Origin of the sequence: Mucilaginibacter tolerans, from assembly GCF_030519375.1 — a bacterium.
In the GTDB taxonomy this organism is placed as follows: domain Bacteria; phylum Bacteroidota; class Bacteroidia; order Sphingobacteriales; family Sphingobacteriaceae; genus Mucilaginibacter.
This window is the reverse complement of sequence record NZ_JAUMKB010000005.1, coordinates 280,872-304,488: the sequence shown is the minus strand read 5'-3', so window position 1 is coordinate 304,488 and position 23,617 is coordinate 280,872. Positions and strand designations below refer to the sequence as shown.

15 protein-coding genes are annotated in these 23,617 nt (G+C 42.6%); 11 read left to right on the top strand and 4 right to left on the bottom strand.

Annotated elements, in window-relative coordinates:
- The first annotated feature begins 32 nt into the window (after nt 1-32).
- The 9 genes from Q3A68_RS09750 (at nt 33) to Q3A68_RS09710 (ending at nt 15,291) form a co-directional block, all read left to right on the top strand.
- Nucleotides 33-2,378 carry a glycoside hydrolase family 65 protein gene (locus tag Q3A68_RS09750; RefSeq protein ID WP_302900884.1) on the top strand — a complete coding sequence of 782 codons (2,346 nt, stop codon included), beginning with the start codon at nt 33-35 and terminating at the stop codon, nt 2,376-2,378.
- Nucleotides 2,368-4,101 (top strand): alpha-amylase family protein, encoded by a 1,734-nt coding sequence (locus Q3A68_RS09745; protein WP_302900883.1) that lies wholly within the window; start codon nt 2,368-2,370, stop codon nt 4,099-4,101. Before Q3A68_RS09750 ends, Q3A68_RS09745 begins: the two co-directional genes overlap by 11 nt.
- Before the next feature lie 52 nt (nt 4,102-4,153).
- Nucleotides 4,154-5,479 carry an MFS transporter gene (locus Q3A68_RS09740; protein ID WP_302900882.1) on the top strand — a complete coding sequence of 442 codons (1,326 nt, stop codon included), beginning with the start codon at nt 4,154-4,156 and terminating at the stop codon, nt 5,477-5,479.
- Between the two features lie 108 nt (nt 5,480-5,587).
- Entirely contained in the window at nt 5,588-8,044 is a 2,457-nt protein-coding gene (locus tag Q3A68_RS09735) for a glycoside hydrolase family 31 protein (protein ID WP_302900881.1), read from the top strand.
- Nucleotides 8,045-8,160: 116 nt separating this feature from the next.
- Entirely contained in the window at nt 8,161-10,104 is a 1,944-nt protein-coding gene (locus Q3A68_RS09730; protein ID WP_302900880.1) for an alpha-1,4-glucan--maltose-1-phosphate maltosyltransferase, read from the top strand.
- A gap of 10 nt (nt 10,105-10,114) precedes the next feature.
- Nucleotides 10,115-11,713 carry a putative maltokinase gene (locus Q3A68_RS09725; protein ID WP_302900879.1) on the top strand — a complete coding sequence of 533 codons (1,599 nt, stop codon included), beginning with the start codon at nt 10,115-10,117 and terminating at the stop codon, nt 11,711-11,713.
- A gap of 217 nt (nt 11,714-11,930) precedes the next feature.
- Nucleotides 11,931-13,859: a 1,4-alpha-glucan branching protein GlgB gene (gene glgB, locus Q3A68_RS09720; protein ID WP_302900921.1), complete on the top strand. Its 1,929-nt coding sequence runs from the start codon at nt 11,931-11,933 to the stop codon at nt 13,857-13,859.
- Between the two features lie 59 nt (nt 13,860-13,918).
- Nucleotides 13,919-14,110, top strand: a complete 192-nt coding sequence (locus Q3A68_RS09715) for a hypothetical protein (protein ID WP_302900878.1) — start codon at nt 13,919-13,921, stop codon at nt 14,108-14,110.
- Between the two features lie 164 nt (nt 14,111-14,274).
- Entirely contained in the window at nt 14,275-15,291 is a 1,017-nt protein-coding gene (locus tag Q3A68_RS09710; protein WP_302900877.1) for a proline iminopeptidase-family hydrolase, read from the top strand.
- A 405-nt stretch (nt 15,292-15,696) separates the two neighbouring features.
- Here Q3A68_RS09710 and Q3A68_RS09705 read toward each other — a convergent pair whose 3' ends face one another.
- On the bottom strand, nt 15,697-16,053 hold the full coding sequence (locus Q3A68_RS09705; RefSeq protein WP_302900876.1) for a nuclear transport factor 2 family protein: 357 nt from the start codon (nt 16,051-16,053) through the stop codon (nt 15,697-15,699).
- Between the two features lie 185 nt (nt 16,054-16,238).
- Here Q3A68_RS09705 and Q3A68_RS09700 point away from each other — a divergent pair, with 185 nt between their 5' ends.
- Together Q3A68_RS09700 and Q3A68_RS09695 are read left to right on the top strand one after the other, a co-directional pair.
- Nucleotides 16,239-17,975: a glycoside hydrolase family 13 protein gene (locus Q3A68_RS09700; protein WP_302900875.1), complete on the top strand. Its 1,737-nt coding sequence runs from the start codon at nt 16,239-16,241 to the stop codon at nt 17,973-17,975.
- Nucleotides 17,976-18,190: 215 nt separating this feature from the next.
- Nucleotides 18,191-20,602, top strand: a complete 2,412-nt coding sequence (locus tag Q3A68_RS09695) for an ABC transporter permease (RefSeq protein WP_302900874.1) — start codon at nt 18,191-18,193, stop codon at nt 20,600-20,602.
- Between the two features lie 84 nt (nt 20,603-20,686).
- Here the strand turns inward: Q3A68_RS09695 and gap are convergent, their stop codons facing one another.
- The 3 genes from gap to pfkA are packed head-to-tail and all read right to left on the bottom strand — an operon-like array spanning nt 20,687 to nt 23,527.
- The gene (gap, locus tag Q3A68_RS09690; protein WP_302900873.1) at nt 20,687-21,682 is read right to left on the bottom strand and encodes a type I glyceraldehyde-3-phosphate dehydrogenase; all 996 of its coding nucleotides are present in this window, start codon (nt 21,680-21,682) and stop codon (nt 20,687-20,689) included.
- A 6-nt stretch (nt 21,683-21,688) separates the two neighbouring features.
- A complete protein-coding gene (locus Q3A68_RS09685) occupies nt 21,689-22,537 on the bottom strand; it encodes a hypothetical protein (RefSeq protein WP_302900872.1) in 849 nt (282 codons plus the stop codon).
- 3 nt (nt 22,538-22,540) lie between these two features.
- Complete coding sequence (pfkA, locus tag Q3A68_RS09680) at nt 22,541-23,527, bottom strand: 6-phosphofructokinase (RefSeq protein WP_302900871.1); 987 nt, start codon at nt 23,525-23,527, stop codon at nt 22,541-22,543.
- Between the last annotated feature and the right edge of the window lie 90 nt (nt 23,528-23,617).

The following is a 23,617-nucleotide window of genomic DNA, read 5'->3' as shown; positions in this document are numbered from 1 at the left end:
TGCGACAATAATTTGAAGCATACACCATACAAATGAAAAACTATATCAAAGTTGACGAGTGGAAGATTATAGAAGAGGGATTTGAGCCGAAATATAATTTAATATCCGAGAGCCTTTTTAGTCTGGGAAACGGCAGAATGGGGCAGCGGGCAAATTTTGAGGAAGCCTACAGTGGCGAAACACTGCAGGGTAACTATGTTGCAGGGGTATATTATCCCGACAAAACCCGTGTGGGCTGGTGGAAAAACGGTTACCCGGAATATTTCGCCAAGGTATTGAACGCCGCTAATTGGATCGGGATAGATGTGGTTATTGACGGAGAACAATTGGACCTGGCGAAATGCAAGGTAAGTAATTTCAGGCGTGAGCTGAATATGAAGGAAGGTTATCTGAAAAGAACATTCCGCGCTGAAACTGCTAAAGGTAAAGAAGTAGAGGTTGAAGCTATTCGTTTTTGCAGCATGGCCGATGATGAGACTGGCGTTATCCGCTATGCCATTACGCCGGTAAATTTCAGCGGGCCGCTTACCGTTACACCATTTATTGATGGCGACATCAAAAACAAGGACTCCAACTATGATGAAAAATTCTGGGATGAAGTAACCAAAGGAAGCTGGAATGACGGGGGCTATGTTCAATTACGTACAAAAAAAACAGGCTTTGAAGTAGCAACCGGGCAGAAATTTACCATTTTTCAAAATGGATCAGTCCATAGCATTGAAAAGGAAAAATACGTAGCGTCTGAGATCAAATTACAAGCAGCTCAAGGACAGGCGATCACTTTGACCAAGTACGCTGCCAACCTTTCTTCACAAAATTACCCGGCAAATAATTTAGTGGCCGAATTGGAAAATACCTTAAAAGGAATCAGTGCAAAAGGCTTTGAAAAAATGCTGGCAGAACAAGCTGCCGCATGGGACAAAAAGTGGCAGCATAACGATATTATTATCGAAGGGGATGCATCGGCGCAACAGGGTATACGCTTTAATATTTTTCAGTTGAACCAAACGTATACCGGCGAGGATGACCGATTGAACATTGGTCCGAAAGGTTTTACTGGTGAGAAATATGGCGGTTCAACCTATTGGGATACTGAGGCGTATTGCGTGCCATTCTACCTCGCTACTGCAGATCCGAAAGTGACCCGCAATCTGCTATTGTATCGATACAAACAATTGGGCAAAGCTATTGATAATGCCAAACTGCTGGGCTTTAAAGATGGCGCAGCACTTTATCCAATGGTGACGATGGATGGCACTGAATGTCATAACGAGTGGGAGATCACGTTTGAGGAGATCCACCGTAATGGTGCAATAGCTCATGCTATTTTTAACTACGTGCGTTACACGGGTGATGAACAATACCTTGTGGATCACGGCCTGGAAGTACTGATCGCGATAGCAAGATTCTGGGCGCAGCGGGTGAACTGGTCGCAGGATAAAAAGCAGTACGTAATGCTGGGCGTTACTGGCCCGAATGAGTACGAAAATAACGTCAACAATAACTGGTATACCAGCACTATTGCCACCTGGTGTATGAAATATACATTGGAGGTTGCTGAAAAAGTGGAGGCATTAGATAAACCGAAATTTGACGCGTTGGTAGCGAAAATCAATTTCGATAAACCAAAAGAAGAAGCAAAATTCCGGGAGGTCATCGAAAAAATGTACTATGGCTGCGACGACAAATTTGGAATATTCCTTCAGCAGGACGGTTACTTGGATAAAGAGCAAATATTGGTAAAAGACCTGCCTGCAAGCGAGCGTCCGCTTAATCAAAAATGGAGCTGGGACAGGATATTGCGCTCCTGCTATATCAAGCAGGCGGACGTATTGCAGGGACTCTACTTTTTTGAAGAGAACTATGACATCGACACCATCCGCCGGAATTATGATTTTTATGAACCGCGCACGGTCCATGAATCATCTTTATCGCCTTGTGTGCATGCGGTGATTGCCGCCAAGTTGGGCGATGAAGCACGTGCTTATGAATTTTATCTGCGTACCTCACGCCTTGATCTGGATGATTATAATAATGATACAGAAGATGGTTGCCATATCACTTCGATGGCCGGTACGTGGATATCAGTAGTAGAAGGTTTTGGGGGTATGCGCGTAAGAGATGGAAAGTTGTCGTTCGATCCATTTTTGCCGGAGAAATGGCAATCGTTCTCATTCAATGTAGGGTTTAGGGGGACTTCTATAAAAGTCACTGTGGCGAAAAACAAGATCAAAGTAGAGAGCTTATCTGGGCCGGATATGAATTTGCTTATACGCGGTCATGAATCTGAATTAAAAGCTGGGACCTCAGTGGAGGTTCCCGCTGTCGAAGTGACCCTTACACCGCCGCCGCCATTATTCCGAAATAATGAAAAGTAATATGACAGGGTCATTATCAGACAATAAACTCACCATTTATCAACTCCTGCCACGTCTATTTGGGAATGCCAATCAGACCAACAAATTCTATGGTTCTATAGAAGAAAATGGTGTTGGTAAGTTCGATGATATAAATGATAAAGCCCTTAAGGAAATAAAAAAGATGGGCTTTACTCATGTGTGGTATACCGGGGTAATTGAGCATGCCACCATGACAGATTATTCAAAATTCGGTATCAAACCAGATGATCCGGATGTGGTAAAAGGCCGGGCCGGATCGCCTTATGCCGTGAAGGATTATTATGATGTCGATCCTGATCTGGCGGTTGATGTGCCGAAAAGGATGGCTGAGTATGAGGCACTAATTAACAGAACACATCAGAACGGCTTAAAAGTGATCATGGATTTTGTGCCAAACCATGTAGCACGCACTTATGCCTCGGATGCGAAGCCTGTACAGGTTCGGGATTTTGGGCAGGATGATGATAAAAGCAAAGCATTCGACCCAAAGAATGATTTTTATTATACGCCAGGACAGGCATTTGTTGTTCCGCAAGGATATAATCCGGGAGGCGACGGATTTAGCAGTCCGTTAAAAGATGGCGGGTTTGATGAAAATCCCGCCAAAGCGACCGGTAATGATGTTTTCAGTGCATGGCCTTCTATCAATGACTGGTTCGAGACGGTGAAGCTGAACTATGGTGTTGATTATCAAAACGGCTGGCAAAAACATTTTGATCCTGTTCCGCCGCTGTGGAATAAAATGCTGGATATTCTAAAATTCTGGGCGGCAAAACGTATCGACGGTTTTCGCTGCGATATGGTAGAAATGGTTCCTTTTGAGTTCTGGGGATGGATCATCCCTAAACTAAAAATGGATTATCCCGAATTGATTTTCATCGGTGAGGCTTACGATCGCGGTAAATATCATGACTATATCTACACCGGGAAGTTCGATTATTTATATGATAAGGTAGGCCTTTACGATTCGATCAAACGACTGACCCGCAATGAATACGGGGCATCAACCTGGGAAATTAATTCTGTTTGGAATAACGACTGCAAAAATATCGATGCTCATATGCTTCGTTTCATGGAAAACCATGATGAGCAACGTATTACATCGCCTGATTTTGCAATCGATCCCTGGTTGGCTGTTCCTGGAATGATCATAACGGCTACATTACATCGTGGTCCGGTAATGATCTATTTCGGCCAGGAGGTAGGGGAGCCGGCGTTGACTGCAGAAGGTTTTAGCGGCCATGATGGCCGCACCAGTATTTTCGATTATTGGGGCGTGCCTGAGCATCAAAAATGGCTGAATAATGGTAAATGGGACGGTGGGCAGTTATCGGGCAGCCAGAAAAGATTGAGGGAATTTTACAGCAAACTGCTGAATGTGGTGCGCGATAATGAGGCTTTGCATACAGGCGAGTTTTGGGAACTGATGGTGGCTAATGAGCATCAGCCGGGTTTTGATCAGAGATTGTACATCTTCCTTCGATATACAGATAAACAACGTATATTAGTGATAACCAATTTTAACCGTGACGAACGCAAGATTCAAATACAGCTTCCTGCCGACCTGATTGGCAAGCTGCAAATAAGCGGAAAAGGCGAGTTTACAGATTTATTAAGCAGGTTAAAGTTTACATCAGATAACGTCGCCGAAGGAGTGGGAATAAACCTGCCTGCTATGAGCGGGATGTTACTGCAGTTCTGATTCAGACAAATGAACCAATCAACTATCAACCAATATAAACCGATCACCAATTATGACGACAGTAAGTATGACCCATAAACCGAGGCTAAGCTTTTGGCAGATATGGAACATGAGCTTTGGTTTTTTGGGCATTCAATTTGGCTGGGCGCTGCAAATGGCCAATATGAGCGCCATTTATGAATATTTGGGCGCCAAACCCGATAAAATTCCATTTCTATTTCTTGCAGCACCTTTAACGGGACTTATTGTTCAGCCAATTATTGGTTATTTCAGCGATCATACCTGGCATAAAACACTGGGGCGCAGGCGGCCATACTTTTTGGTGGGAGCAATTTTGAGTACCATTTGCCTCTTTTTAATGCCCCAGTCATCTGCATTATGGATGGCAGCGGGTACTCTTTGGATACTGGACACCTCTATTAACGTGAGTATGGAGCCGTTCCGGGCATTTATTACTGATAAATTGCCTGACGATCAGCGGACTCAGGGATTCTCTATGCAGAGTGTATTTATCGGCTTAGGATCAGTAGTGGCGTCGATCTTACCATGGATGATGGCTAACTGGTTCCACATTTCTAACAAATTGGTAGATGGCTCGAGTATCCCGGCAACGGTAAGATATTCATTTTACATCGGAGCATTCGCCTTTATTACTGCTGTGTTGTATACGATAATCACCAGTACCGAATATCCGCCAACGGATATCACAGAACGTCAGAAAAAACGAGAAGAAAAAAAAGGCTTTGGTGGCGGTGCGGGTGAAATTTTCCATGCTATCCGTACCATGCCCAACAGGATGCGCAAGCTTGCCATTATGCAGTTTTTTACATGGCCCGGACTGTTTTTAATGTGGTTTTATTATTCGCCGGCCGTTGCCCGTAATGTGTTTGGTGCCCTAAGCGAGAAAGATGATCTATACACCAAAGGAATTGAATTTGCCGGACTAACGTTGGGCTATTATAACGTGGTGACCTTTGTATTCGCCTTCTTTTTACCATTGATAGCGGCGAAAATAGGCCGGAAATATACCCACATGCTTTGCCTGCTATGCGGTGCTGCCGGCTTGATATCTGTGGCGTTTATTCACACACCTAATATGCTTTTTGTGTCAATGACGGGGGTGGGTATAGCATGGGCCAGCATTTTGTCAATGCCTTATGCGATGCTTGGCGGTTGTTTGCCGGAGGACAAAGTGGGTATTTATATGGGGATTTTTAACTTTTTTATTGTACTGCCCGAGATCATTGCATCGTTATTCTTTGGCTGGATCATGGCGCACCTGCTAAATAACAACCGGTTGCTGGCAGTCGAAATAGGCGGTTGTATGATGATTTTGGCAGCGTTATTGGCCCTGCGGGTAAATGAGGATGAAGAATAATTTGTTATATCAACACTTAAATTAAACTTTAGTGCTTTATTTGTAAGCGTCAATTATTATATTGCGTAATAGATGTACAAGGCAATTGAAGATACGTTTTAATATTTAATGGAAAATAAGAATACAGTAAATCCAGAATTACTACCCCAAAAACTGGTTGAGGATGAGGAAGAGTTTCACCACGTAAATAACCCGGTTACCGGGCTTAAGCCGATTGTAAAAAAATACCTTGGCGCCCCTACCGGTGCTGTTCAAAAAGGGAATAAATTTTTCTTTACTGATGGTGACGCCAAAGTGGAAGTTACCGTAGTTACCGATGAAATAATAAGAGTAAGATTAGCCCCGCATAGTGTTTTTCTAGATGAGTTTTCATACGCTGTACCAAAATTAGAGAATAAAGTATCCCTATTTGGATTGCGTGAAGAGGAAACTGAATACATTGTTTATACCAATATCGTAAACTGCCACGTTCGTAAAAAGGACTTTTTTATATCGTTTTCAGATAATCAAAATCATGTAACCAGTTCGGATGCGGTACAAATGCACTGGGAGGAAAACATCAAGTTTGGCGGTTACTATGTGTACTGTACCAAGGAATGTCAGCCTGAAGAAAGTTTCTTCGGATTAGGTGATAAGGCTACAGAGCTTAACTTGAGAGGAAAAAGGTTAAAGAATTGGAACACAGACGCTTATTCATTTGCATGGAACCAGGATCCTTTGTATCGGGCTATCCCTTTCTATATCAGTTTGAACAAAGGAATAGCGCACGGTATATTTTTCGATAATACCTTTAGAGCCGAATTTGACTTCGGCGCAGAAGATCCTACCAAAACAAGTTTCTGGGCTGAAGGTGGTGAATTACAATATTACTATATCCACGGTCCGCACATGATGGATGTGGTGAAACGTTATCATGTAATTACCGGCACCCATCCGATGCCTCCAATGTGGGCATTGGGCTATCACCAATGCCGCTGGAGCTATTATCCGGAGTCAAAAGTGCGGATGGTAACCAAAACCTTTCGTGAGCAAAAAATACCTTGCGACGGTATCTATCTCGATATCGACTATATGGATGGCTACCGTTGCTTTACCTGGAATCGTAAATATTTCCCTGACCCTAAGAAAATGATCAAAGAGTTAGCAGACCAGGGTTTTAAGACAGTCGTGATCATTGACCCAGGTATACGTGTGGATGATAATTATTCAGTATTTAAAGAGGGTAAAGAAAAAAAATATTTCTGTCGCCGTTGCGACGATTATTTTATGGAGGGCCATGTATGGCCGGGACGTTGCCAATTCCCCGATTTTACCAATCCGGAAGTAAGAGAATGGTGGGGCGGATTGTTTGATGAACTGGTGCAATTGGGCGTAGCTGGTGTTTGGAACGACATGAACGAGCCGGCAGTATTCGGAAATGGCACCTTCCCTGACGATGTACGCCATCAATATGATGGTCATCGTGGATCGCACCGTAAAGCACACAATGTTTACGGTATGCAAATGGTGCGTGCAACTTATGAAGGTTTGCGTAAACTGATGAAGAATAAACGTCCGTTTACTATTACCCGGGCCGGCTATTCTGGTGTGCAACGATATTCGTCTGTATGGACAGGGGATAATGTGGCTTCGTGGGAGCATTTAAAACTGGGCAACATCCAGATACAACGCCTATCGGTGTCTGGGATCTCATTCTGCGGCACAGATATTGGTGGTTTCAGCGGAGAGCCTGATGGCGAGTTGTTTACCCGCTGGATACAGGCAGGAACATTCGCGCCGTTTATGCGCGCACACTCGGCTGGCGATACCAAGGAGCGCGAGCCATGGAGCTTCGGTGAGCCATATACTGCTATCAACCGTAAATTCATCGAGCTGCGATACCGCTTGTTGCCGTACTTTTATTCAGCATTCTGGGAACATCATCGTTATGGTTTTCCGATCATTAGGCCGGTGGTATTGCAGGAACAGCACGAGGAAGGTAATCAATACCGTCAGGATGAATTTACTTATGGTGATAAGATGTTGATATGCCCGGTTTTAGAACCAGGACAAAAGACCCGTAAAGTATACCTGCCAAAAGGCAAATGGTATGATTTCTGGAGCCACGAATTAATTGAAGGCGGCAAAGAAATAGTAGTGCTTACGCCGTTAGATACTATCCCGGTTTTTGTAAAAGCAGGTTCGGTTATTCCTGAATATCCGGTAATGCAATACGTAGGGGAAAAGGAAATAGACGAAGTGAAAATGAATGTTTATTTCACCGATACAGAAGTGAACTCGTTCATTTTTGAAGATTACGGCGAAACATTTGCATACGAGCAGGATATTTACCTTGAAAAGAAATTTGTGGTTAGAGGCAAGGAAAATAAGATGACCATACAGCAAAGTATGGAAGGCTTGTATACCCCACGCTACGAAAATTATCACCTGAATATTGTTGGCCTTCCATTTAAGCCAACACGTGTGATCGCCGATAACAACGATGTGAAGGATTTTGTCATCTCAGCCGATAAATCCATCCAATTGAAGTTGAGGAAAAACTTTACGCAGCTGGTTATCAGTTAAAAAGCATAAAGTATTGCCCGGAGTGCCGATTAAAAGCCCATTTATTTGCACTTCGGGTAATTATATGGTAAATTTATACCAACAACCAATTTTAACCAGACCTAACTTCTTCCTAAATGATTAAACAAGGCTTGCAAAGAGTTGTTGTTGAGCATGTAACACCTGAGATTGATGCAGGCCGGTATTACATTAAAAAGGTAAAAGGCGATATACTGACAGTAGAAGCAGATATTTTTACCGATGGGCATGACCACGTGCGAGGAAGGATACTCTACAAACACGAGGGTGAAAAGAAATGGTCACATACCTCAATGCATCCTACGTGGAATGACCGCTGGCAGGGAGTATTTTATCTTTCGCAAACAGGTTTTTATCATTATAAAGTTACAGGTTGGGTTGATCATGCGCTGACCTGGCACGAAGGTTTTCTGAAAAAATACCAGGATGCCCAGCACATGGGTGTTGAATTGCTGATCGGCGCCAATTTTCTGGAAGAGATGCTGCCGCACGCAAGTATTGCCGATCAGAAGCAAATTACAAAACTGATCAGTATACTTCGTGACGATAAACAATATGACCTGGCGATAAACGCGGTATTAGGTAAGGACATACACTTTTTTATCAACCTGTATCCTGATCTGGCAAATGCTACTATTTATGAGCGTGATCTGAGGGTATATGTCGACCGAGATAAAGCAGGCTTTAGTAGCTGGTATTGTTTCTTCCCACGCTCGGCATCACCGGTTCCAAATAAACACGGCACTTTCAAAGATTGTGAGCTATTGTTGCCCAGGATTGCTGAGATGGGCTTTGATGTATTGTATTTTCCACCTATACACCCGATAGGAAAAACTTTTAGGAAAGGGAAAAATAATACAATCAACGCTTCGCCAAAAGACGAGGGCGTGCCTTATGCAATTGGCTCAAAAGAGGGCGGGCATAAAGATATTCTCAAGAAGCTAGGCTCCTTAGAAGATTTTAAACATTTGATAAAAGAAGCAGCGTCTCATGGGATGGAGGTGGCAATGGATTTTGCCATACAATGTTCGCCGGATCATCCTTATGTAAAGCAACACCCTGCCTGGTTTAAATGGCGACCCGATGGTACGGTGCAATACGCGGAAAATCCGCCTAAAAAATACCAGGACATATTACCGATCAATTTCGAAAATGAGGACTGGCAAAACCTATGGAATGAACTGAAAAACATTTTGGAATATTGGTGCGAACAGGGCATCCGTATTTTCAGAGTGGATAACCCGCATACTAAATCTTTCAATTTCTGGGAATGGTGCATTGCCGAGGTGCAAAAGAACTATCCGGGTACCATTTTTCTTTCCGAGGCTTTTACCAAGCCTAAAGTAATGAAAGAGCTTGCTAAACGAGGCTACACGCAATCATATACCTACTTCGTTTGGCGTACGCAAAAGCACGAGATCGTTGAATATATCAACGAGCTCACTCAGTCGGAAATGAAGGATTATTACCGCCCTAACTTTTGGCCGAATACGCACGACATCAACCCATACTACCTACAGGATGGCAATGAGAATAGTTTCATCATCCGCTTGTTTATGGCGGCGACGTTGTCATCCAACTACGGCATATTCGGACCGGTTTATGAACTATTATACCACGATCCATATCCCGGTAAGGAAGAATATCTGAATTCGGAAAAATACGAGGTGCGCCATTGGGATTGGGGTAAACGTAACAGACTAACAGAAGTGATCACCAAAGTAAATGCAGCGAGAAAAGTAAATCCTGCATTACAAAGTACCAACAATATTAAATGGTGTTCGATAGATAACGACCACATGCTGGCCTATCATAAGAAGACCGGCGATAATCATATATTGTGTATTGTAAAGTTAGACCCGCATAACAAACAATTCGGGCATGTGCAGGTGCCATTATACGAGCTGGGATTACATCCCGGAGATGAATACCAGGTATTTGATGTGATGACCGGTAATACTTATACATGGAACCAGGAATGGAACTATGTGCAGCTGGAGGTCTGGGATTTACCTGTTCATTTATTCAGAATAGAAGTGTAAATTTATTAATATGGGCAATGTAGATGTGATAGAGAAAATCAACTCGGTGACGCTGAAAAAGCCCTGGACACAATTCGCCCTCGATAAGAAATCCATTTCCTGGCTGGAAGAAAATGTGCTTTACGAATACATGCGCAAATCCCGCTGGTTTGCAGGTAAGGCGCGTATGATCAAGTTCCTCAGGATTCAGCAAATGCTGGATATGCCCATAGAGGGTGGAACTGCTTATCTTGTTATTATCCATGTCGGCTATACCTATGGCGACGAGGAAAAATATGGCATCCCTGTTTCGTTTGTGGCTGATGATTATGATTTAATTGAGCAAATCAATCCTAAAGCATATATTGTAAAAGCGATTGTCGATGGGAAATCCGGCTGGCTGATAGATGCGATTTATGATTTTCGTTTTCAGTCTGAGTTGTTCAGAAGTATCTGGAACAATGCTATCGTAAAACAAGATGGCGGTCATTTGGCCTATCATAAAGGCAAAGGCCTTGCCGCGACCGATGAGGATATGTGTTATTTATGCGTTATCCCCGATCTGGAGCAAAGTAATTCTTCGCTCATATTCGGTAATAAATATTTCTTCAAATTTTACAGGAAACTTTTTAACGAAATTAACCCTGAGGTGGAGATGCTCCAGTTTTTAACAGAAACAGGCGGCTTTAAAAATATACCCACCTTTTGCAGTAGCCTGATCTACGAGCGACCAGATACACCGCCAATTACGCTTGGGTTGATGATGCAGAAGGTCGCCAGTAAATCTGACAGCTGGGTGTCAACAGGGGATGACCTGAACAACTTCCTGTTCATGTTTGTGGATAAGATATTCGGTATACAAGACCAGGTTTTTGAGAAGGTAGAGTTGTTGGGGAAGCGCACTGCCGAAATGCATCTGGCTTTATTATCAGATAAAAAGAACAAGGATTTTAAGCCGGAAAAGTTTGACGATCCATATGTGAAATGGCTTCAGGAACATCTGAATAAACTAGTGCACAAACGCATTAACCTATTGAAAGAGAATTACGCCAGATTGGATAAAAATGCCAAAACATTGGCTGATGAATTTATCAAAAGCGAAAAAATAATAAGACATTTTTTTGATAAGATAGCAGGAGGCGACCTTAAATCGCAGCGCATACGTATCCATGGCGACTACCATTTGGGCCAGGTGCTCTATACTGGAATAGATTACCTGATCATCGATTTTGAAGGAGAGCCTGAAAGTTCAATAACTGACCGTAAAATAAAACATTCGCCGCTAAAGGATGTTGCGGGTATGATACGATCTTTTCACTACGCGGTTTGCGCCAAATTGTATTTTAGCAATGAGACCAAAGGTGTTGATCCGCTGCGATTACACAAATCCGCAGACCGTTGGTATAAACTCATCACCGATGCATATGTCGATGCTTATTTGCATACAATGGGCGATATATCTGCTATATTTGGTAACCGCACCGAAATGAACTTTTTGTTGCAACTTCATTTGCTGGAAAAAGCAGTCTACGAGTTGGGCTATGAACTGAACGGCCGGCCGGATTGGGTAAAGATACCGCTTAAGGGTATTCAGCAAGTATTATTGGAAATAGAGAAATTTAACAGTTAACGCCTGCAGGCACAAATATATGGCTAAAAAGACAAATGATACCGGCAAAGAAGCTCCTGTTAAAAAGGCAGTTGCGAAGAAAGCCACAACCGCTGCTAAGAAAACGGTTGTTGCTGAAACAAAAACAGTAAAGAAACCAGCCGAAAAGCCTGCTACAAAGGCTAAAGCTGCCCCGGTTGCAAAAACCGGAACTACAAAATCAACAACTAAACAATCTATGCCTGCACAATCACTGCCTAATGCTGTACAGTCGTACAGCCGGTTTACCGAATTCGATGTCAGCCTGTTCAGATCGGGTAAACATTATAAGTTATATGAGAAATTTGGCTCGCATGTAATGGAAGTCAATGGTGTTATTGGAACTTATTTTTCGGTATGGGCACCCAATGCGCAGTACGTGTCTGTCATCGGTAATTTCAATTACTGGGATAAAGGCGCGCACCAGTTGTTTGTCCGCTGGGATTCGTCGGGTATTTGGGAAGGTTTTATTCCGAATGTAGGCGATGGTGAAACTTATAAATATTTTATAAAAGCCTCTTCGGGTGAGGAACTAGAAAAATCCGATCCGTTTGCATTACGCTGGGAAGAACCACCGCGCACAGCATCCATTGTGGCCGACACTTATTATGAGTGGAAAGATACCAAATGGATGAAGGATCGCCACAAAAATAACGCATTGGATAGCCCTTATTCGGTCTACGAAGTGCATTTGGGCTCATGGGCACGCAGCTACGAGAGTCCGGATGCGTTTTACTCTTATGAGCAACTGATAGACAAAATGGTGCCTTATGTGAAAGACATGGGCTTTACTCACGTCGAATTTATGCCATTGGCAGAGCACCCTTATTATCCAAGTTGGGGCTACCAGGTAAGTGGATATTATGCAGCATCGAGCCGTTATGGTACGCCAAAACAATTGATGAAGCTGATAGAGGCTTTCCATAATGAAGGCATAGGCGTGATACTGGATTGGGTACCGTCGCATTTTCCGGGTGATATCCACGCTTTATATCGTTTTGATGGTACGCATTTGTACGAGCATGCTGATCCGCGCAAAGGGTTTCATCCGGATTGGAAATCATACATTTTCAATTACGGTCGTAATGAGGTTCGTGCGTTCCTTATTAGTAATGCATTGTTTTGGCTGGATCGCTATCATGTGGATGGTTTGCGTGTGGATGCTGTTGCCTCAATGCTCTACCTCGATTATTCACGTAATCACGGCGAATGGGAGGCTAATCAATACGGCGGCAATGAGAACCTGGAAGCAATATCGTTCCTGAAAGAGTTTAATGAAGCATGCTATAGTCATTTTCCTGATACGCAGACGATTGCTGAAGAATCGACGTCATTCACAGGCGTAAGTCGCCCGGTTTTTGCTGGCGGTTTAGGTTTTGGTATGAAATGGATGATGGGCTGGATGCACGATACAATCAAGTATTTCCAAACCGATCCGCTTTACCGCAGGTATCATCATAACCAGATTACCTTTAGTTTGATCTATGCTTTTACTGAAAACTTCATGCTGCCTTTCTCGCATGATGAGGTGGTATACGGCAAAGGTTCGATGCTGAATAAAATGCCGGGTGATGAGTGGCAGAAATTTGCCAACCTGCGTTTAATGTACAGTTATATGTTCACCCATCCGGGCAGCAAGCTGTTATTTATGGGCGCTGAATTTGGACAGGGATCGGAATGGAACTTTAGCCAGTCGCTGGAGTGGTATGTGCTGGAATATCCAAATCACCGGGGGATACAGGACACTATAAAAGCGTTGAACCACCTGTACAGAAGCGAGCCTGCACTATACGAAAAGAGTTTTGAAGGTGCTGGTTTTGAATGGATAGACGGTGGCAATGCTAATGATTCGGTATTGATCTATAGCCGCAAAGGGCTTGATCCAAAGAATGACCTGGTGATCGTACTGAATTTGACACCAGCGCCGCATCATGGCTTCCGTGTAGGCGTTCCTGAGGCGGGCAACTGGAAAGAAATATTCAACTCTGACGATAAAAAATACTGGGGCAGTGGTATGTTGAATGGCAAAGCTGTGAAGGCCGAAGCTGAACATTGGCATGGTAAGGATCATTCAGTTCAGATCGATCTGCCGCCATTGGGTGCAACGGTATTAAAAAGGGCAAAATAACATAAAAGGCGTCATTGCTTCGTTCCTCGCAATGACGGCATATATTAATTTGGCGGTATATGAGCGATAAGTTTTTCTATTTATTCCTTGCCGGCGGGATATTGGGTTTACTGATCCTGATTTACTTGCTTGTAACTGAGTATCCCAATATAGGGACCTTCGATACGGTTTTTAATGTGTTGCTGGTATTGGTATTCTTTTACATGGCCTATAAAGTACGCCGCGAAAAGGAAGATAAGGATTTGATGTAATTAATCGGGGGGCATGCTGAGGCACTCGAAGCATAGCGGGCGAAAGCCTTTACACACTGCACTTCGAGCGCCTCAGTGTGACACCCTTTTTGAAAGTTTAAAAAATATTATTTTAAATTTAGATAGCTTCTTAGATTTACTTTCATCACTTATCAGCCTTTATCATGAAAAAGTTACTCTTCCTCTCAATCTTAGCATTCATTTATTTTTCGTCCTGCAAACAGCAAAGCGGAAGTCCAACCGTAGCTGAATATTTCGCGCCCATTGATTCCGGTGTGCAGGTAGCGGGCATCAAAATGGTTAACATCCAGACACCTGTCGGCAAGTTCAGGGTGTGGACAAAGCGCTTTGGTAATAATCCGCGAATCAAAGTTTTGTTGCTGCACGGCGGTCCGGCTATGACGCATGAATATATGGAGTGTTTCGAAAGCTTTTTCCCGAAAGAAGGCTTTGAGATGATCGAGTACGACCAGTTGGGCTCATTCTACAGCGATCAGCCTAAAGACAGCAGTTTGTGGACAACACCGCGTTTTGTGGAAGAAGTGGAGCAGGTGCGGAAGGCGCTGAACCTGGATAGCAGTAATTTTTATCTGTTAGGGAATTCATGGGGTGGTATTTTGGGAATGGAATATGCTTTAAAGTATCAGAAAAACCTGAAAGGGCTGATCGTTTGCAATATGATGGCTAGCATCCCCGCTTATGAGAAATATAATGCTGTGCTGAGAAGTCAGATGCGGAAATCATTGGTTGACTCCTTGCAAAATTATGAGGCTAAAGGCATGTTTAAAGACACTACCTATCAAAGACTGGTATGGAACGAATATTACTGCAAACACCTGTGCCGTTTGCCGGAATGGCCTGATCCGGCAATGCGCGCGATTAACCATGTGAATGAACAGATTTATGTAATGATGCAGGGCCCAAGCGAGTTTAAAGTAGGAGGCAGACTACTGCACTGGGATATCAGCAACCGGTTAAAAGAAATTACCGTACCAACCCTGATGGTAGGCGCCAAATACGATACCATGGACCCCAAATACATGGAATGGATGAGCAAGCAGGTGAAAAACGGTAAAAGCCTGTATTGCCCCAACGGCAGTCACCTGGCGATGTGGGATGACCAGAAGGTGTTTATGGATGGGGTGGTTAAGTTTATAAAGGATGTGGATGCGGGGAAGTGAAGTTATATTATGAGGTCATAAACAGCGTGAAGAAGAAATAATGATTATAGATAAAATAGGTGGCCTTTTATTAGGTTGTTTTATAATTATTTTCGGAATTTGGTTATTTTCATACAGTTTAAAAGAAACCAGAAAGGGATATAAGAGTCCCTATGGACATGATATCGGATTGTACGGGGGAGCGATAATGGCAATTTTATTTGGAGCTGTATTAATTTGGAAATCAATTACATCAATTTGAAATAAAATTATCCGCTCCCCTAGTTTACAACTCGTGGTGGATATGGTAAATGCTTTCAGCTTACTGACAGCATTTTGTCACCATAAGTAAAAATTTAATTTGTTGATTGTCAGTTATTAATAAAATGTTCACAGGCATTCACATCGTTGTGAACGTGAACACTATCAATTCCCATTCTGATGATGCAGCAAAGGCCTTGGATCAAAAACTACCTTTATTGATGTGATTTTATGATGTTCGACCTGGTACCAGCCACAGCAGAATACGGTTATTCCCCCCATGTCAATATCGTACAGTACGCAAACATCGGTGCCGTCGGCAAAAGTTTTTAAAAGATGGTATTTAAACTTCATCTTCTTCATATCCTCGAAATAAGCATCGGCTCCATTACGTGAGCCCAGCACACCCTCAAATTTCAGGTCTTCGTCGGCATATTTTCTTGCGTTGTCAAATTCCTCTTCGTTCAGGGACTTGAGAAATGACATGACGGTATATTTTGCGGAAGCTGTGGTCGTCATCATGGCTAAATGGTTTTTAGTTGTTATTGGCAGTGAACTGACAATTATATTAGCCCTATTTTATATCTAACTCAAAAAATGTGGAAATGTGTTATTTGAGTTCTTTTTTTATATATAAAGATATAAATTTATTAGCTTACTTGATACTGTAAATCGACCCAATTATAAATTCTTTTCGCAAAATGATAATGAAAAAAATTACATTATCCGGCGTGATTATCGCAGGTATATTGCTTGTTTCCGGACTTAGCTGCCGTGCTCCGAAAAACGATCAAACTAAAGATATGACTGACCGCAAATGGTGGAAAGAGGCCGTAGTGTACCAGATCTATCCGCGTAGTTTTATGGATAGTGATGGGGATGGCATCGGCGACCTGAAAGGGATTATATCCAAATTGGATTATATCCAAAGTCTTGGGGTAAATGTAGTTTGGCTCAACCCGATTTATAGCTCGCCCAACGATGATAATGGCTATGATGTAAGCGATTACCGCAACATTATGAAAGATTTTGGTACCATGGCCGATTTTGACGCGATGCTGAAAGGAATGCATGAACGCGGTATAAAACTGGTAATGGATCTTGTCGTAAACCATAGCAGCGATGAACACGAATGGTTCAAACAAAGCCGTAGTTCACGCAACAGCCCTTATCGTAATTATTACCATTGGTGGAATGCCGATAAGGGCAAACCCTCACCACGCTATAGTCTTTTCGATGTAAACCATGACGCCTGGATGTATGATTCAACCACCAATGCTTACTATCTGCATTATTTCTCGCGCAAGCAACCTGATTTGAACTGGGAAAATCCCAAAGTTCGCCAGGAAGTGTTTGATATCATGAAGTTCTGGGTTGATAAGGGTATCGATGGTTTCAGATTAGATGCCTTTCAGTTTGCGGCGAAGGATACTACTTTCCCAGTGCTGCCACAGGGATATGAAAAGGAGTTTACAAAGTATTATGCCATGCAGCCGGGGTTGCATGAATACCTGAAGGAAATGAATAAAGAGGTGCTAAGCAAATACGATGTGATGAGTGTGGCCGAAGGAGCGGGTAATTCATTCAAGGATGCGCATGAACTGGTAGATGCCGATCGTAATGAATTGAACATGGCTTATGCCTTTGAAGGTGTTGATATTGCCAAACCAGAAGGGTACAGCGTGTTGCACTTTAAAGAGGTATTCAGTAAGTGGGACAGTGTTTTTGCCCAAAAAGGGTGGTTATCTATTTTCCTTGCTAATCATGATCAGGCCCGCTTAGTAAGCCGTTTTGGAAATGACGATCCGAAATTCAGGGAAGTGTCATCCAAAATGCTGACCACTTTTATCATGACCATGCGCGGAACACCGTACTATTATAACGGCGACGAATTGGGCATGACCAATGCGGGCTTTACAGATATAAAAGACTACCGGGATAAAGCTACGCTGAATGAATATCAGCATCAAAAGAATATAGGCGCCAATATGGCGGAGTTTATGAAACAAACCGCCTTTAGTTCGCGCGATAATGGACGTACTCCTTTTCAATGGAACAGCAATGCAAATGCAGGGTTCACTATTGGCACTCCATGGATAAAAGTGAACAACAACTATAAAACCATTAATGAAGCTATCCAGGATAAAGACCCAAATTCGCCATTAAATTATTTCAGACGGATTGTGAAGCTGAGAAAAGATAACCCGGTGCTGGTATACGGGAAATATACTTTGGTGGATAAGTCAAACCCGGATGTGTATGCCTACACACGTGAATTAGATAGCCGGAAGTTCCTGATCCTTCTTAATTTCAGAAGCGAGGCTAGGACGGCCAATTCAGGTCTTGATTTATCAAAAGCTAAAGTACTCATCGATAATTATACCGAACCAACCACTGATGGGAAGTTAAAGCCTTTTGAGGCGGTGGTATATCAGTTGGAATGATAACCAAAAAACGTACAAGACCTGATGTATAGCTAGGACGGGTCAATGCTGTATAGCTATATCCGGACGGGTCAATGATCGTTCACAAGCGTACGATAGTTGTATCATTTCCGAACAGGCTAAGAGCTTGTTGATATTGTTAATTATTTGATATTTAGGAAGATGTAAAACAGGCATGCTCTTGGCAGGGTTATTTGAATTAAACCGCGCGGATCATGATCAAAAATTACCTGCTGATTGCTTTTAGGAATCTTAGCAAAAACAAGGGCTTTTCGTTTATCAATATTTTCGGACTGGCTATTGGTATGGCCGCTTGTCTGCTATTGTTGCAATATGTAACCTTTGAGCTGAGTTTTGATAAGTTTCATGCCAAAGGCGACAGGATATACCGCATTAACCAGGATAGGTACGACAATGGTAAACTGAGCACCCGCTGGGCTGGTGGGGCATTCGCTCCCGGAAGCGAGTTTAAATCGCAATTGCCTGATATAGAAGATTTCGTAAAAATGGTGCCCGCAGGGCAGGTGCTGGTGAATTACAAAAATCAAAAGATAGTTATAAAAGATCAGTCCGATTATTTTGTAAGCGGATCGTTCTTTAACATTTTTAGCTATCCTTTACTAAGCGGAGATCCCAAGACCGCACTTAAAGAGCCTAATACGGTAGTTATTTCTGAAACCATTGCCAATAAGCTTTTTCATAATGCCGATCCTATGGGGCAAACCCTGGTAATGAATAATGATAAGCCGATCAAGATCACCGGCGTAATGAAAGATATGCCTGCCAACACCCACATGAAGCTGGATTTCCTGCAGTCATATACCACCCTTGTAAAAAATTATGCACCTGATATTGATAGTAGATGGTATAATGACGGTTGCACTACCTATCTTTTGCTGCGCAAAGGTGTCGATCCCAGAAAACTAGAAACCAAATTTATTCCTATTGTAAAGAAGGCCTATGAACAATTTAAAAGTTCAGGCGCCACTGCTATTTATACCTTGCAGCCTGCACAAAGCATCCATCTATACTCTAATCGTATGTTTGAGTTGCAACCTAACTCTGATGGTAATTCCGTTTACCTGCTGCTAGGCGTAGCTATATTCGTGATCGTTATTGCGTGGATCAATTATATCAACCTGGCTACCGCGCGTGGTATAGGCCGTGCTAAAGAAGTTGGGGTTCGTAAAACATTAGGATCGGATAAAGGGCAGCTGATCACTCAATTTATGTTTGAAGCAGGTTTACTCAACCTGATGGCACTGACATTGGCTTTTATACTGATAGGCATATTCCTGCCAATATTCGCTAGCCTGTCGGGGACAAATATCAGTTTTAGTCTGTTTGGGCATCTGTCATTTTGGTTAAGTGTGATAGCCATGTTCTTTGTAGGTACATTCTTCTCCGGGTTTTATCCTGCTATTGTTCTATCCTCTTTCCGGCCCGTTGAGGTGATGAAAGGCAAACTGTCGGCTTCTCCGCGTGGCATTATTTTACGAAAGGGGATGGTGGTATTTCAGTTTGCTGCATCGATATTTCTTTTGATCGGCTCACTGACTGTTTTCAGGCAGATTGAATATATGCAGAAGCAAAACCTGGGTATCAATATTGATCAGACAGTTGTGATTAAAGGTCCGCTGGCAAAGGTTGACTCATTTTTTAAGACAATGAAGGCCTTTAAGGAAGAAAACCTGAAGCTGGCCAATGTTAAAAGCGTCACCGCTTCAACTGTTGTACCCGGAGAGCCTATTCCATGGAATGCTGGTGGTATAAAATTGCATGGTGCTGCTGAATCTACCGCAAAGCAATATAGAATAGTGGGTGGGGACTATGATTACCTTGATGCTTTCGACTTTAAACTATTGGCAGGAAGAAAAATATCAAAATCGTACCCTACAGATACCGCCTCGGTAGTTTTAAGTAAAAATGCAGCAGGGCTAATGGGCTTTAGCAAAGCTGCCGACGCATTAGATAAGCGAATAGACTTTTGGGGTAAAATTTATACTATAGTTGGTGTGGTGGATAATTATCACCAGCAATCCCTTCGTGACGCCTATGATGCGATTATCTTCCGCTGCATACCTGATGTAGGAGGTAACATATCAGTCAAAGTCGGTACAGCGAACATACAGCAAACTATCGAGGGATTACGCGCCAATTGGAAACAGTTTTTCCCGGAAGATCAGTTTGATTATTATTTTCTGGATAGCCATTTCAACGAGCAATATCATGCTGATAAGCAATTCGGGCAGGTATTTGCAGTATTTACAGGGATAGGTATTTTGATAGCCTGCCTGGGCTTACTTGGCTTGGTATCCTATACTATTGTGCAAAGGACTAAAGAGATAGGAATACGCAAGGTATTAGGGGCGACAGTAAATAATATTTTGCAATTGCTTTACCGCGATTTTGCGGTATTAATTGTCATAGCGTTTGTCGTCTCCGTACCGTTAGCCTGGTATGCTATTCATAAATGGCTGCAAACTTATGCGTTCCGGATCGATATCAATGTGCTGTTCTTTATTATACCATTTATAACCGTAGTACTTATTGCATTCAGCACCGTATCTTACTTAAGCTTAAAAGCGGCGCTGATGAACCCGGTGAGGAGTTTGAAAACGGAATAATTACCTATGTCTTAATAATTAACAATTAAAAACCCCGTCGGGATATCCTGACGGGGTTTTTCTTTATAAGGAATAAACTCTCAATTACAGTTTACCAAGTTCCTGAACAAGGTCGATCAGTTTGTTTGAGTATCCCCATTCGTTATCATACCATGATACTACTTTAACAAAGTTATTGTTCAACGCGATGCCGGCTTTAGCATCAAAAATTGATGTACGAGCATCACCTTTAAAGTCTTCAGAAACAACTTCGTCTTCAGTGTAACCTAAGATACCTTTCAGTTCACCTTCTGAAGCTTCTTTCATTGCTTTTTTGATCTCCTCATAAGTAGCCGGAGTTTTTAAGCGGGCAGTTAAGTCAACCACAGAAACGTCGGCAACCGGTACACGGAACGACATACCTGTTAATTTACCTTTCAATTCAGGTAAAACCAAACCTACGGCCTTAGCAGCGCCGGTTGATGAAGGGATGATGTTCTGGTAAGCACCACGACCACCTCTCCAATCTTTTGCAGATGGACCGTCAACAGTTTTCTGAGTAGCAGTTACCGCGTGGATAGTGCTCATTAAACCTTCTTCAATACCGAATTTATCATTCAATACTTTAGCAAGGGGAGCTAAACAGTTGGTTGTACATGAAGCATTTGATACGATATGCTGATCAGCTTTTAATTGTTTGTGGTTAACACCCATAACGAAAGTAGGAGTGTCGTCTTTTGCAGGGGCGCTCATTACAACTTTTTTAGCACCTGCATCAATATGTTTTTGTGCAGTTTCCTGGGTAAGGAACAAGCCGGTTGATTCAATTACAACTTCAGCGCCAACTTCGTTCCATTTCAGGTTAGCAGGGTCTTTTTCAGCAGTTACGCGAATAGTTTTACCGTTTACAACCAAATGTCCGCCTTCAACAGCAATAGTGCCTTTGAATGGTCCGTGAGTAGAGTCGTATTTCAACATGTAAGCCATGTAATCAGGCTCAACAAGGTCGTTGATACCAACAACTTCTACATCAGGTCTTTCAATTGCAGCTCTAAAAGCCAGGCGTCCAATACGGCCGAAACCGTTAATTCCTATTTTCATGATTTTTTAATTTTTATTGGAATAATACGTTAATAAATTATTTATAGGTTCTTTAATAATACTTGTTATGGTAAGGTTTGATTGGGCGGCTGCTTCATACAGGTATTCCTGAAAGTTTGCAGCTACTGAGCCAACAAAATGCAGTTGTCCCTCTGGGTGCTGGCTGTGTAAAGGTAATAAATAAGTATTAATTAGCTTATTAAAGCCGTTTATTATGACGTTTTTAAGATAATGATCTGTTTTATGTTCAAGATAAAAATCTGCAAATGAGCTTAAAAATACGGCAGGCTGCTTTTGGCGGTATACCTTTTCCAGCAATGTGCGGCGGTCCAGGTCGTATTTCTGTTCAAACTTCTTGCGGATGTTTGCAGGCAGGGTTTCGTTCATAAATGCTCTTAACAACTGCCTTCCAAGCCAGTTTCCTGAGCCCTCGTCAGCCAGGATATAACCCAAACCGTAATTGTTCGGCTTTACTTTACGACCATCGTACCACGCTGCATTTGATCCACTGCCGCAAATACATACAATGCCTGGTTTGTTTTTACAACAAGCTATGGCAGCCGCATCAATATCATGGTCAACCGTTACTTTGGCAAACTTGAAAAAGGTAGATAGCGCGTTATGTACTACGGCCTTAAGTTCGCTGGAGAATGATCCTGCGCCAAAAAAATAAACGCGTTTTATTTCTTCGGCATGATGGATCAGGTTGATGTTTTTGTTGAGCAGTTGGATGATCTGTTTCTCATCATTGAAATAGGGGTTAAGACCGCCGGTTTTGAAAGACGCTACCGTCCTTTCCTTTTCGGCAAGGCGCCATTCGGCATAATTCGACCCACTATATACAACTGCGATCATCTTTTAGATAGCTAATATGTCTGCCATCTCCATCAAATCCTCCTCCAGTTTAAACTCGTGTTGTGTCAACGCTTCTTCAATGTCGGTTATTTTGATATAATTAGCTTGTAAGCCAACCATTTTCCTTGACTCCCCGCGAAGCAAAGCCTTTACTGCAGCATAGCCTAAACGGCTGCCCAAAACCCGGTCAAATGCCGACGGACTTCCGCCGCGTTGCAAGTGCCCTAAAATAGTAACCTTAATATCGTAGAATTTGATTTCCTGCTGAACTCGGCGGGCTATATCATATACTCCGCCATTCTTATCACCTTCGGCAACAATTACAATACTGGATGATTTTTTGTTATGCTGCCCGCTTTTCAGGTTCTCGATCAAATCATCTATCGCCGTGGTTTTTTCAGGTAATAAAATAGCCTCGGCCCCACAACAAACACCTGCACGTAAAGCAATGGCACCGCTATCACGGCCCATTACTTCGATAAAGAATAAGCGGTCGTGTGCATCGGCGGTATCACGAATTTTGTCAATAGCTTCAACAACTGTATTGGTTGCTGTATCGAAGCCTAAAGTATAAGTTGATCCGTACAGGTCGTTATCTATGGTGCCTGGTACGCCCATAACCTGTATATCCGGATATTTTTTTGAGAAACGTAATGCACCAGTGAAAGTGCCATCACCACCAATTACCACAAGGGCATTAATGCCGCGCTTTTTTAAATTTTGGTAAGCGGCTTCCATACCTTCGTCGGTACGGAATGGTAGACAGCGGGCCGTTTTCAGAATAGTGCCGCCTAAATTTAATATATTGCTTACCGAGCGTGGATTCATGTCATACATGTCATCTTCGATAAGTCCCTGATAACCTTTGCGTATCCCAACCACTTCCAAGCCGTTGTATATACCGGTACGAACTACCGCTCTTATACAAGGGTTCATCCCCGGAGCATCACCCCCGGAAGTCAAAACACCGAGTTTTGATATTTTCTGCATCTTTACCTGACTGTTTTTTTCGGTACGAATATAGTGTGTGTAAATTACACCATTGAATTTTATTTTATTTTTTTTATATTCGGAGATTTA